Raw genomic sequence first — 12,269 nt, forward strand, 5'->3', positions numbered from 1 at the left:
GTCCCCGAGGGCCGGGCGGCTCGGCGAGGCGCTCCCTCGAAAGTCTGTCTCAGTGGGAAGCGAGGACCGCGCGAACGGCGATCCCGAGCGAGGTCGTCGGCCAGATCCCGAGGACCATGACGAGCACCGCCGAGACGACGAGCGCCGCGTTGACGTACCCCGATCGCATGGGCCGGGCGATCGGCGCCCCCGGCGCCGGCTCGCGCATGTACATGAACACGAGCACCCGCAGGTAGTAGTACGCCGACAGCACGCTGTTGAGGAGCAGCGCCACGGACAGCGTGTACAGCTCCGCGCCCATCGCCGCCTTGACGATGTAGAGCTTGCCGAAGAACCCGGCCGTCGGCGGGACGCCGGCCAGCGACAGCAGGAACAGCGAGAACGCGAGCGCCGCCACCGGGTGCCGCTTGCCGATGCCCGAGAGATCCTCGTAGCTCACCGCCTCCGCGCCCCGGCTGCCGCACAGGATGAGCGTGCCGAACGCGCCGACCGTCGAGACCGTGTAGGCGAGCAGGTAGAACATCACGCTCGCCTGCGCGTCCTCGCTCGCCCGCACCGTCGCCGCGACGCCGACGAGCAGGTAGCCGGCGTGCGCGATGCTCGAGTAGGCGAGCATCCGCTTCACCGACTCCTGCCGCCCCGCGATGAGGTTCGCCACCGTCATCGTGAGCAGCGCCATCACCGCCACGGCCGGCGGCCAGCCCGCCGCCCACGACGACAGCGCCGGGCTGCTGAACGCGCCGAGCAGCACGCGCAGCAGCGTCGCGAACGCCGCGCCCTTCACCGCGACCGCCATGAACGTCGTCGCCGGCGTCGGCGCGCCCTCGTACGCGTCGGGCGTCCACATGTGGAACGGCACCGCGCTCACCTTGAACGCGAGGCCGACCAGCATCAGCGCCGCCCCGATGAGCAGCAGCGCCGGGTTCGGCGCCTTGTCCCCGGTCGCGCCCGCGATCGCGTCGCGGATCCCGGCGAGGTCGGTGTGCCCCGTCGCCCCGTAGATCAGCGCGCCGCCGTAGAGCAGCAGCGCCGCCGCGAACGAGCCGAGCAGGAAGTACTTGATCGCCGCCTCGGTGCTCCGCGGCGACGTCCGGCGGAAGCCGGTCAGCGCGTACGCCCCGAGCGACATCGTCTCCAGGCCGAGGAAGAGCGTCAGCAGATCGCCCGCGCCGGCGAGGATGATCGCGCCGACCGTCGAGAAGGTCAGCAGCGGGTAGAACTCCCCGCGGTCGAGCCGGTGCTCCGGGAGGTACCCCCCGGCGAGCAGCGCCGCCAGCGCGCCGCCCAGGCAGAGCACGAAGGAGAAGAACAGCGTGAAGCGGTCCATCACCAGGTAGGGCGCGAGCACGTCGACCCCGTCCAGCGTCTCGGGGCCGACGAACCCGACCGCGCCCGAGAACACCGCCCCGGCGAGGAGCGTGATCGCGGTCCCGAGCGCGATGTCGGACGACGGGCCGGAGCGGCGGTCGTGCGACTCCTCGCGGCGGTGCGAGAACGCCTCCGCCAGCATCAGCAGCGTGCCGCCGAGCGAGACCACGATCAGCGGCGACACCGCGATGAACGGTCCGAGGTTCATCGCGCCACCTCCCCCGCGCGCGCCGCGAGCTTCCCGTCCACAGGCGGCTCGCGCCGCGCCTCCTCGTCACCCCCCGCCGCGCCCGCGCCGGAGCTCAGCCCGGGCGCCCCCTTCAGGAAGGCGGGGGAGAACGTGTCCTCGGGCAGGAGCTTCGCGTTCCGATCGTCCGCGAAGAGGATCGCCTGCCCGGAGACGACCTTGAACTGGTTGTACGTAGACAGGACCGACTCCTTCATCCGAGAGAGGAAGATGTCAGGGAACAGGCCGATCACGAAGATCATCAGGATGAGCGGCGCCAGCGCCAGGCCCTCGCGGGGCGTGATGTCGGGCAGGTGCTTGTTCTTCGGGTTCGTGAGCGGCCCGAAGAACATCTTCTGCACGACGCTCAGCATGTAGACGGCCGCGAGGATGACGCCCGCGGCGGCGCCCACGGTGTGGATCCCGCTGAAGACCCCGAGGCGCTCGGACACGTAGGTCGCGGTGATGATCATGAACTCGCCGATGAACCCGTTCGTGCCGGGCACGCCCACGGAGGCGAACGTCACGATGAGGAACAGCGTCGCGTAGACCGGCATCACCTTGGCGAGGCCGCCGAACTCGGAGACCTGGCGGGTGTGGCGGCGGTCGTAGATCACGCCGACGAGGAGGAAGAGCGCGCCGGTGGAGACGCCGTGGTTCACCATCTGGAGCACCGCGCCCTGGATCCCGCTCGGCGTGACGCCGAACAGCCCGAGCATCACATAGCCGAGGTGGGCGACCGACGAGTACGCCACGAGGCGCTTCACGTCCGCCTGCTTCCAGGCGACGAGCGCGCCGTAGATCACGCCGCCGAGGATCGCGATGCCGGCCAGGTTGGCCGCGAGGCTGGAGGCCGGGCCGGGGAAGAGGCCCATCGAGAAGCGCAGGTACGCGTACGTCCCGATCTTCAGCATCACCGCGGCCAGGATGACCGAGCCGCCGGTCGGCGCCTGCACGTGGGCGTCCGGCAGCCACGTGTGCACCGGCCACATCGGCACCTTGATGAAGAACGCGATCGAGAACGCCCAGAAGCAGATCATCTGGGTGCCGCGCGGCAGCACCACGCGCGAGAGCGCGAGGTAGTCGAAGGAGTACGCGCCCGTGAGCTTCTGGTTCGCCCACACGAGGTACACGATGCCGGCGAGCATCAGCATCGAGCCCGCCATCGTGTAGACGAACAGCTTGATCGCCGCCTTGATCTTCTCGACGCCGCCCCAGATGCCGATCATCACGAACATCGGCACCAGCATCAGCTCCCAGAAGAGGAAGAACAGGAACAGGTCGAGCGCGACGAACGCGCCGAGCATCGCGCCCTGCAGGAGCAGGAGGCAGAAGCAGAGCTCCTTGATCCGGTTCTTGATCGACCCGAACGACGCGTACGCCGCGATGGGCGCGATGAACGTCGTGAGCAGGACGAGCCAGAGGCTGATGCCGTCGATCGCGACGTGCCACCGGATGCCGAGCGACGGGATCCAGTCCTTGATCGACTGGAAGTGCCAGCCCACCGTCATCGGCACGCTGAGCAGCCAGAGCGACGCGAGGAAGCCCGCGCCGAGCACGGCCAGCGTGAAGCCGCGGAGCAGCGAGAGCATCTGCCGCGGCATGAACAGCACCGCCGCCGCCCCGACGAACGGCAGGCCGATGAGCACGTTGAGGAGCGACGACCACTCCCCGGACGCCTCCGACGCGGCGGCCGCCGCGTCGGACGGCCAGAGCCACTGCACGCCGAGCACGGTGAGCGCCGCGATCAGCCCGAGGCCGAACCGCTGCCACGGCGTGTACCCGGCGGCCGCGTGGGCCTCGCCGTGGCCGTGGTCGTCGCCGTGCCCGTGGTCGTCGCCGTGCCCGTGATCGTGGTCGTCGCCGTGCCCGTGATCGTGGTCGTCGCCGTGGGCGCCGTCCGCGCCCTGCCCGGCGCCCCTCGGGAGGACCGCTCCGACGACGCCGGCGGCGAGCGCCGGCCAGTAATGGGTTACGAGGTCGAGCGCGCTCATTGCAGGCCCTTCGGCTGGATCAGGTCATGGATCTGCTCCGCCGGGGTCGTCCCCGGGGGGAGCGTGGGCACGTCCGGGCCCCGCATGGAGGTGGGGCTCGCCGGGTTCCCGCGGCTCGGCGGCCGCGAGAACGTGAACGTCTCCGTCGCCTCGCGGTTGAAGGCGTTGCGCACGCGGAGCACGATGTCCTTCTTTTCGCCCGGCTCGAGCTTCACCGTGATGTCGGTCGACTCCGAGAAGTCGCGCGACGGCACGCCGGGCCCCTCCCAGCGGTACTCGTAGCCGAGCCCCGGCGCCGCCGAGAGCTTCACCTCGCCGGACCGGCGCAGCTCCGCGTCGTCGACGTCCGCGTCGGCGTGCGGGCTGACCAGGAACCAGCCGACGCCGGCGAGCCCGACGACCATCGACGCGGCGTAGACCTGCACGCGGCCCGTCTGGAGCGCGCGCAGCACCGTGCCGAAGAACCCGACCAGCGCGGCGGAGAGCTTCGCGATGACGCCGTCGATGATCCACTTGTCGGCCATCGTGAAGATGTCCGCCAGCGCGTCGACCATGCCCACCACCGTGGCGTTGTAGAGCTCGTCGATCCGCCACTTGTCGTAGATGAGCTGGTGGAGCCCCGGGAAGCTCTGGGCGAAGCGCCGCTCGGGCTCGCCGCGCTTGTTCCAGTACACGAGCATCGCGAGGCCGATGCCGGTGAAGCACGCGGCGACGCCGGGCAGCATCATCGGGAAGAGCAGCCCCTCCACCCCCTCGCGCGCCGCCACCGCGCGCGACGTCATCGAGAAGACCGGCTCGAGCAGGTGCGCGAGCGGCGCGAACGCGTGGTTGTGGGTGAGGTGCACGAGCGGCTCGGCCATGAGGAAGCCCGCGAAGACCGACAGCGCCCCGAGCACGATCAGCGGGATCGTCATCGGCAGCGGCGACTCGTGCGGCTCCGGGCCCTCGACCTTCTCGCCCGGCGCGTGGTGGTCGTCGTGGTGGCCGTGCGGGTGCGGGTCCTTCCAGCCGCGCACGACAGTCCAGCCGCGGAACTCGCCGTGGAACGTCAGGAAGTACGCGCGGAACATGTAGAAGGCGGTCATCGTCGCGGCCAGGATGCCGACCCAGTAGATCGCCGGGCCGAGCCAGTCGGGCCACTGCCACACCGGCTGCCCGCGCGTCGAGACCGACTCGATCCGGCCGGAGAACGCGCGCCAGAGGATCTCGTCCTTGGACCAGAACCCGGCGAACCCGGGGAAGCCCGCGATCGAGAGGCACGCGAGGAGGAAGGTCCAGCGCGTGAGCGGCATGTAGCTCTTGAGGCCGCCCATGTTCCGCATGTCCTGGGACTGGTCGGTGTCGTGGATGCGGGCGTGCATCGCGTGGATCACCGAGCCGGCGCCGAGGAAGAGGCAGGCCTTGAAGAAGGCGTGCGTGAGGACGTGGAAGAAGCCGGCCGCGAAGGCGCCGACGCCCACGCCGATGAACATGAACCCGAGCTGGCTCACCGTGGAGTAGGCGAGGACCTTCTTCAGGTCGTTCTGGAAGAGCCCGATCGACGCCGCGAACAGCGCCGTGGCCACGCCGGTCACCGCGACGACCGCCATCGCGAACGGCGACAGCACGAACACCGCCGAGAGCCGGGCCACGAGGTAGACGCCCGCGGTCACCATCGTCGCGGCGTGGATGAGGGCGGACACCGGCGTCGGGCCGGCCATCGCGTCCGGCAGCCAGATGTAGAGCGGGATCTGCGCGCTCTTGCCGGCGCAGCCGAGGAACAGCGCGAGCCCGACCAGCGTCGCCGCGTACACGAGCACCGGCTGCGACGGGATGATGAAGCTCAGGAAGCCGGGCACCGTGTCGGCCGACATGTTGCCGATCGGCCAGACCTTCACGGCGGAGAGCAGGTTGCCCGCGTTCGCCGCGATGCCGTCGAAGTTCAGCGTGCCCGAGTAGTAGGCGAGCATCGCCATCGCCACGAGGAGGCCGAAGTCGCCGATGCGGTTCACGACGAACGCCTTCTTGCCGGCGCTCGCGTTCTTGTCGTCCTTGAACCAGAAGCCGATGAGCAGGTAGCTGCACATGCCGACGCCCTCCCACCCCACGAAGAGGACGGCGAGGTTGTCGGCCATGATCAGCACGAGCATCGAGAAGCAGAACAGGTTCAGGTACGCGAAGAACCGGTAGTACCCCGGGTCCTCGCGCATGTACGCCGACGAGTAGAGGTGGATGAGGAAGCCGACGCCGGTGACGACGAGGATCATCGTCCCGCTCAGGCCGTCGACGCTGAAGGCGACGTCGATCGGGATCGACTGGCCCATCCGGCCGGAGATCGAGAACCAGCGCCAGGCCGTCCAGGTGAGCTTGCCGCCCTCGTGCGGCAGCATCAGGAACGTCGTCACGGCCGCCAGGAAGGCGCCGCCGAGCGCGGCGAGCGCCATCAGCCGGACCGCATCCTTGCCGAGCCGCTTGCCGAAGAGGCCGTTCACGAACGCGCCGAGCGCCGGCAGGCCGAGCACCACCGCGAGCAGCGCGAACTCGGACGCGGGGAATAAGACTCTCAGGGCTTCCACGCTAACTCCTCAGGAGATCGGCGTCGTCCGAGCGCATCGTCTTCCGGATGCGGTAGAACGCGAGCACGATCGCGAGACCCACGGCGGCTTCCGCCGCCGCGATGGCGATGACGAAGAAAGTGAAGATCTGCCCGGCGTGATCCTGCGGGTGCACCCGGTTGTACGCGACGAGCGTGAGGTTCACGGCGTTGAGCATCAGCTCGATGCTCATCAGGAGGACGAGCAAATTCCTGCGCAGCAGGAAGCCCATCGACCCGATCACGAACAGCACCGCCGCGACAACGAGGTAGTACTCGATGGGGACGGAGATCATGACTTCGGCTCCTTCGTCGACAGGGTGAAGTGGCCCGTGAGGGCGCCCGGCTGCGGGTCCGGCGTCGCCGCGTCGCGCACCGGGACCTGGTCGTTTCCGTCCGGCGAGGCGGCCCCGGCCGGCAGCAGCGTTGGGTCGACCTGCTTGCCGCGAGCGACGGCGACGGCGCCGATCACGGCGACGAGGAGCAGCGCGCCCGAGAGCTCGAACGGCACGATCCCCTTCGTGAAGAGCTCGTGCCCGAGCGCCTCGATCGTCCCGAGCGCCTCGGGGGCCTCCGGGACGACCCGCGCGCCGGGCTTCGCGGCGCTCGCGACGAGGGCGAGCGCGCCGATGCTGCTCGCCGCGAGGACGCCGGCGCCCACGTAGCGCGGCACCGCGGTGCGGGCGTCGCGCGGCGACGTCGCCGACGGGCCGAGGAGCATGATCACGAAGAGGAAGAGGATGACGACCGCGCCCGCGTACACGAGGATCTGGATCGCGGCGAGGAACTCCGCGGAGAGCATCAGGTAGAGCCCCGCGATGCCGACGATCGACGTGAGCAGGCCCATCGCGCCGCGGATCGGGTTCCGGGCCGCGACCGTGGCGAGGCCTCCGAGGAGGACGAGCAGCGACGCCAGCGCGAAGTAGGCGAATTCGAAGATTTTCACGGCGAGAGCACCCCTGTCGACGACCGGCCCTTGGTCTGAATGTACGCCTCGAACTCCTTGCGGAACTTGCGCAGGAACCCGAGCGCGGGCATCGCCGTGCCCTCGCCGAAGGCGCAGATGGTGTTGCCCATGATGTTGTCGGCGATCTCGTGCAGCCGATCGAGCTCCTCGATCGTCCCCTCGCCGTGCACGATGCGATCGAGGATCCGGTGGATCCACGCGCTGCCCTCGCGGCACGGCGTGCACTGGCCGCACGACTCGTGGCGGTAGAAGCGCATCAGGTTGTGCATCGCGAGGACCGGGCACGCCTTGTCGCTGAGGACGATGGCGCAGCAGGTCCCGAGCATCGTCCCGAGCGTGCGGAACGTGTCCACGCCGAGCGGCACGTCGAGCACGCTCTGGCCGTGCCACGGGTGGAGCGGCGACTTCTCGTTCGGCGCGTTCACGACCTCGTCGGCGCGCAGGATGGGGCACGACGAGCCGCCCGGGATGACCGCGAGCAGCTTGCCGTGCTTCACGCCGCCGCCGAGGTCGTAGATGAGCTCGCGGAGCGTGAGGCCGACGCACGCCTCGAAGATGCCGGGGTTGTTGACGTGGCCGCTCACGCCGAAGAGCCGGCAGCCGCCGTCCTTCAGGTGGTGCAGCGCGGAGAGCTTCGAGAAGCTCTCGCCGCCGAGCTCGAGCGCCGTGGGGACCGCGGCGATCGTCTCCAGGTTGTTCACGGTCGTCGGCATCCCGAACGCGCCGAACTGGGCGGGGAACGGCGGCTTGAGCCGCGGCTCGCCGCGCTTGCCCTCGAGCGAGTTGAGCAGCGACGTCTCCTCGCCGCAGATGTACGCGCCGGCGCCCGTGTGGACGTAGACCTCGACGGGGTAGTCGATCCCGAACGGCCGCTTGCCGAGGTAGCCCTTGGCGCGCGCCTCCTCGATGGCGCCCCAGAGCCGCGCCTTCGAGAGGTGGAGCTCGTCGCGCACGTAGATGTACGCGGCGTGGGCGCCGATGCCGAAGCAGCCGATGATGCACCCCTCGACGACGGAGTGCGGGTTCTTCTCCATCAGCGTGCGGTCCTTGAAGGTGCCGGGCTCGCCCTCGTCGGCGTTGATGACGAGGTAGTGCGGCCGCTCGGGCTTCGGGGGCCACGGCATGAAGCTCCACTTCACGCCCATGGCGAAGCCGGCGCCGCCGCGGCCGCGGATGTTGGCCGCCTTCATCTCCTCGACGAGCGCCTCGCGCGTCATCCCGAGGGCGCGCTTCGCCTGCTGGTAGCCGCCGCCCTTCTCGTACACCGAGAGCTTGTGGCCGTCGGGCGTGTCGTAGTTCTTCGTCAGATAGCGCGTCAGCCGGAGCATCTCGTCACCTCGTCAACCGATCGAGGATCGCGTCCACCTTCTCGAGCGTGAGGCCCTCGTAGTAGTCGCGATCGACCTGCATCATCGGGGCGGTGCCGCACGAGGCGAGGCACTCTGCGGTGCGCAGGGTGACCTTGCCGTCCTGCGTGGTCTCGCCCGCGTGGATCCCGAGGCGCTTCTCGCAGTGGTGCAGCACGGCGTCCGCGCCGTTCAGCGCGCAGCTCAGCGTCCGGCAGACCCAGACCTGGTGCTTGCCCACGGGCTGCTTGTTGAAGAGGGTGTAGAAGGTCGCGACCCCCTGGACGTGCGCCGTGGAGAGGCCGAGCTGCTCGGCGACCCAGCGCAGCACCCGTTCGGAGACCCACCCCTCCTGGCTCTGGCAGAGGTGGAGCACCGGGATGCACGCGGCCTGGCGGTTCGGGTAGCGCGCGAGGATCTTCTCGAACTCGGTTTGCCGATCGGCGCTCAGAGCAAATTTGTCGGTCATGTCGGCAGTTGGCACGGTCCGCTGGCTCCCTGGGCGCGCCGCGCTCGCGGCGTGCCCGCTTCGACATGCAGTCGGGACCCCCGTGGCGGGTCCCTTCCAACGAGGGTCGGCCCGGAGAACCCAGGCGCTACCTCGTGCGCCTCCGGAGTAGAGGCGCCTGCCGGAGGCGGACAGCCCCGCGCACCGGCGGCCGGGCATTCGGTTGTCCGTCGTACGGAGCCGTCCCGAGGCGCCGGCACGCTAGTGAGCGACGGTGGTCACTGTCAAGGCGCGCCGGGGGGAAACCTCCAGCGAACCACGGAAACCCTCTCGCTGCCCAGAAACCTGGGCGACGCCTCGCGCCGGCCGGCCCGCCCGGACCGCGCCCGGGTGACGCGGTCGCGGCGTGTCGCATCGCGCATCGGCGGAGAGCGCGCCCCGATGGTGAGCGAGGGCCCGGCGCGCGGGAGGGAGCAGCGCGCGGGAGGGAGCAGCGCGCGGTGAGCGGGAGCGCGCGGTGCGATGCGCGCGCGATGCGCGGCGCGCGCATCGCGAAGGAGCGCGCTCCCTCGCGGAAAGAACGCCCTGGGTTTTCTGGCGGAGAACGCGTAGCCTCGGGAGAAGCCCGCAGCGTTCTTCGTCTTTCACTTGAGAACCGGAACGCGCTTCAACTACCCTTCGCGCCCATTACGACGCGCGCAGGGCGCGGGCACCGGTAGCAGCGAACCCCCCTCCGGAGGTGGTGCGTGTTCTGTCCGAATTGTGGGACGCAAAACTCGGAAACGGCGTCCACGTGCACGAAGTGCGGCTTCAACCTCAAGGGGGCGGCCGCGCCGAAGTTCAAGGGCACCATGCTGATGAGCCAGCCGTCGTCTGGGGCGGGAGCGGCGAGCCCGCGCGCTCCGGGGGCGCCTCCGCCGCCGGCGCCTCCGGCCGGCGCGCCGCCGGGCATGCCCGCCGGCATCCCGAGCCCGCCGCAGGGTCTTGCCGGCACGGTGGTCGGCGTCCCGCCGGCCGGGCTCGGCGCGTCTGCCGGACCTCCCCCTGCGCCGCCTCCGCCCGGGATGGGCTACGGATCGCCCCCTGCGGGACAGCAGCCCTCCGGCCCGGCCTTCGGCGGCGCGGCTGCGAGCCCGTCGGGCGGGTATGCGCCGTTCGGCCAGCCGCCCAACCAGGGCGTGAACCCGCTCGGCGGCACGATGGCGATCGACCAGCTGCCCGGGTACACCCCGAGCGGGCCGCAGCCGCCTGGCGGGGCCGGCGGCACGCCGCCCGGCGCGTTCCCGCCGCCCGGCGGCGGCTACGGTCAGCCCCCGCAGGCGGGCGGCGCGGGCGGCAGCCCGTTCGGCGCGCCTCCGGGCCAGGACCCGATGGGCGGCCTCGGCGGCGCCCCTCCCGGTTATGGCCAGCCGCCCGGTTACGGCCAGCCTCCCGGCTATGGCCAGCCGCCTGGCGGTGGTTACGGCCAGCCGCCCGGTTACGGCCAGCCTCCGCAGCACAGCCCCAGCGGCTACGGTCCGCCTCCGGGCCAGGATCCGCTGGCGGGCGGCGGCTACGGCGCCCCTCCTGGCGGCGGCTACGGCGCCCCTCCCGGCGGCGGCGGCTACGGCGCTCCTCCTGGCGGGGGCTACGGCGGCTCTCCGGCGGGCGGCTACGGCAGCCCTCCTGGCGGCGGCTACGGCAGCCCTCCGGGTGCGGGCAGCTACGGCAGCCCTCCGGCGGGCGGCGCCTACGGGGGCCCCCAGGGCGCGAGCGATCCCGGCGGTTACGGCGGGTCGTCGCCGGCCGGCGGTCAGCTCTCGGCGCCTGGTCAGTTCGGCCAGCAGCCCAGCAACCTGGGCGTGTATGCCGGCAGCGGGTCGATGACCCCGGGCGCGCGGGGCGAGACGCGCAACCCCGTCACGGTGTGCGTGATCGGGATGGTCTGCTTCGTGTACGCGATCTGGCAGCTCTGGGCGATGCTGAACGAGCTGCAGCAGACGACCAAGGATCCCGAGTTCAAGCCCTGGTACGTCTTCATCCCGCTGCTCAACTACTACTTCCTCTGGGTGAAGGTGCCGGAGCAGGTGACCAAGGCCAAGCAGATGGCCGGCTCGCGCAACCCGCAGGCCGAGGGCATCGTGCTCTACATCTTCCTCCCGCTCTACGCCCTCGCGAAGGACCTCAACGAGGTCTGGGATCCGAACGCCGCCTAGCTCGCGCTATCCTCCGCCGTTGTCGCTGTCCAGCCCGACCGAAGTCCGCTCGCCCGCTCCATCGGCCTCGTCTGCCTGGAGCGCCGCGCATCCGCGCGGCCGTGCGGCGCGCCTCGGCGCGCTCGCGGCGTTGCTCGGGCTCCTGGTCGCGTGCGGCGTCCCGCTGTGTCCGTTCGCGATCGTCACCCGCCACCCGTGCCCTGGCTGCGGGCTCACGCGCGCGACCCTCGCCCTCGCTCACGGCCATGTGGCCGAGGCGCTGCGGTTCCACCCGCTCTCCCCGATCATGGCCCCGCTCGTCCTCGCCGCGATCGCGTACAACGCTGCGGTCTACGTGAAGGACGGCCGCATCGCCGCGACCGAGTCGGTGCAGGGGGCGTGGGTCACGCGCCTCGGCGTCGCGCTGGCGGTCCTGATGGTCGCCGTCTGGGTCGCGCGCTTCCTCGGCGCCTTCGGCGGCCCCGTCCCGGTCTAGCCCGATCCTCAAGGCCGCGGGCCCTCGGCGGGCAGCTCAGCACCCCCGGACGCGCGGCCCCTCCCCGCGGCGCCGCGACACCGGCCGCACCGCCCGCACCGAGTGGGCCCCCCGCCTCGGCCACCCGCGCTGCGACCGCACCAGCGGCGCGCCCGCCGGCACCCCCACGCGCAGCAGCACCTCGTACGCGCGCTCCAGATCGCTGCCGATCACGTCGAGCTGCTCGTCCGTGAGCCCCCGCTTCGCCTTCGGGAAGAGGATGCCCTCCTCCTCGTCGGCGTGGTGGGCGAAAACGTCCCGCAAGAGCCGGAGCCGCGCCTCGAAGCGCACATCGGTCGCCCGCGTGCGCAGCAGGTTGTCCGCCGCGAAGCGCGCGAGGCCGTGCTTCTCGTACGCGTCGTGGAGCGGCTTCCGGTCGCCGGCCATCCGCTCGGCACAGACCGGGTAGAGGTACGTCTCCTCGATGCGTACGTGCGCGTCGATCATCCGGGAGAGCTGCGCGACCATCGATGTCCTGAGGCCCGGGCTGGGCTCGGCGGCGATGCGCGCCATCAGGGCGCTGAGTTCGAGATGCTGCTGCTCCAAGAGATCGAGTGCGTCCATGGGGTTCCCCTCGCGTGAAGCTCACCGCGCCGCGTCGCCGCCCTTGAGCAGCGCGTGCACAGCCCGGATCCCGGT

10 protein-coding genes are annotated in these 12,269 nt (G+C 71.1%); 2 read left to right on the plus strand and 8 right to left on the minus strand.

Translation table 11 applies throughout. The features are described from left to right. Window positions 1-49: 49 nt before the first annotated feature. Genes WMF20_RS24850 through nuoE form a run of 7 tightly spaced genes read right to left on the minus strand, consistent with a single transcriptional unit; the run spans window position 50 to window position 8,957 of the window. On the minus strand, window positions 50-1,576 hold the full coding sequence (locus tag WMF20_RS24850) for an NADH-quinone oxidoreductase subunit N (RefSeq protein ID WP_129576746.1): 1,527 nt from the start codon (window positions 1,574-1,576) through the stop codon (window positions 50-52). Continuing rightward, window positions 1,573-3,588 (minus strand): complex I subunit 4 family protein, encoded by a 2,016-nt coding sequence (locus WMF20_RS24855; protein WP_437604451.1) that lies wholly within the window; start codon window positions 3,586-3,588, stop codon window positions 1,573-1,575. Before WMF20_RS24855 ends, WMF20_RS24850 begins: the two co-directional genes overlap by 4 nt. Then, window positions 3,585-6,143, minus strand: a complete 2,559-nt coding sequence (nuoL, locus tag WMF20_RS24860) for an NADH-quinone oxidoreductase subunit L (protein WP_437604452.1) — start codon at window positions 6,141-6,143, stop codon at window positions 3,585-3,587. The genes WMF20_RS24855 and nuoL overlap by 4 nt, the downstream gene beginning before the upstream one ends. Before the next feature lies 1 nt (window position 6,144). Then, window positions 6,145-6,456: an NADH-quinone oxidoreductase subunit NuoK gene (nuoK, locus tag WMF20_RS24865; RefSeq protein WP_129576749.1), complete on the minus strand. Its 312-nt coding sequence runs from the start codon at window positions 6,454-6,456 to the stop codon at window positions 6,145-6,147. Further along, window positions 6,453-7,106 carry an NADH-quinone oxidoreductase subunit J family protein gene (locus tag WMF20_RS24870; protein WP_129576750.1) on the minus strand — a complete coding sequence of 218 codons (654 nt, stop codon included), beginning with the start codon at window positions 7,104-7,106 and terminating at the stop codon, window positions 6,453-6,455. The genes nuoK and WMF20_RS24870 overlap by 4 nt, the downstream gene beginning before the upstream one ends. Then, window positions 7,103-8,455, minus strand: coding sequence for an NADH-quinone oxidoreductase subunit NuoF (gene nuoF, locus WMF20_RS24875; RefSeq protein ID WP_437604454.1), 1,353 nt, complete (start codon window positions 8,453-8,455; stop codon window positions 7,103-7,105). The genes WMF20_RS24870 and nuoF overlap by 4 nt, the downstream gene beginning before the upstream one ends. 4 nt (window positions 8,456-8,459) lie before the next feature. Continuing rightward, window positions 8,460-8,957, minus strand: coding sequence for an NADH-quinone oxidoreductase subunit NuoE (gene nuoE / locus WMF20_RS24880; RefSeq protein ID WP_237244089.1), 498 nt, complete (start codon window positions 8,955-8,957; stop codon window positions 8,460-8,462). Between the two features lie 710 nt (window positions 8,958-9,667). Between nuoE and WMF20_RS24885 the strand changes: the two genes are divergently transcribed. Further along, entirely contained in the window at window positions 9,668-11,116 is a 1,449-nt protein-coding gene (locus WMF20_RS24885) for a zinc ribbon domain-containing protein (protein WP_437604455.1), read from the plus strand. Between the two features lie 19 nt (window positions 11,117-11,135). Continuing rightward, window positions 11,136-11,591: a DUF2752 domain-containing protein gene (locus WMF20_RS24890; RefSeq protein WP_437604456.1), complete on the plus strand. Its 456-nt coding sequence runs from the start codon at window positions 11,136-11,138 to the stop codon at window positions 11,589-11,591. A 36-nt stretch (window positions 11,592-11,627) separates the two neighbouring features. Here the strand turns inward: WMF20_RS24890 and WMF20_RS24895 are convergent, their stop codons facing one another. Beyond that, on the minus strand, window positions 11,628-12,194 hold the full coding sequence (locus tag WMF20_RS24895; protein ID WP_437604457.1) for a hemerythrin domain-containing protein: 567 nt from the start codon (window positions 12,192-12,194) through the stop codon (window positions 11,628-11,630). Between the last annotated feature and the right edge of the window lie 75 nt (window positions 12,195-12,269).

It is taken from the genome of Sorangium sp. So ce834 (genome assembly GCF_051521425.1).
GTDB lineage: Bacteria > Myxococcota_A > Polyangia > Polyangiales > Polyangiaceae > Sorangium > Sorangium cellulosum_D.

What these genes read in the sequence shown, in the direction of transcription:
- nuoF (WP_437604454.1), bottom strand. Translation starts at nt 8,455, where the DNA reads ATGCTCCGGCTGACGCGCTATCTGACGAAGAACTACGACACGCCCGAC.
- nuoK (WP_129576749.1), bottom strand. Translation starts at nt 6,456, where the DNA reads ATGATCTCCGTCCCCATCGAGTACTACCTCGTTGTCGCGGCGGTGCTG.
- WMF20_RS24850 (WP_129576746.1), bottom strand. Translation starts at nt 1,576, where the DNA reads ATGAACCTCGGACCGTTCATCGCGGTGTCGCCGCTGATCGTGGTCTCG.
- WMF20_RS24855 (WP_437604451.1), bottom strand. Translation starts at nt 3,588, where the DNA reads ATGAGCGCGCTCGACCTCGTAACCCATTACTGGCCGGCGCTCGCCGCC.
- WMF20_RS24895 (WP_437604457.1), bottom strand. Translation starts at nt 12,194, where the DNA reads ATGGACGCACTCGATCTCTTGGAGCAGCAGCATCTCGAACTCAGCGCC.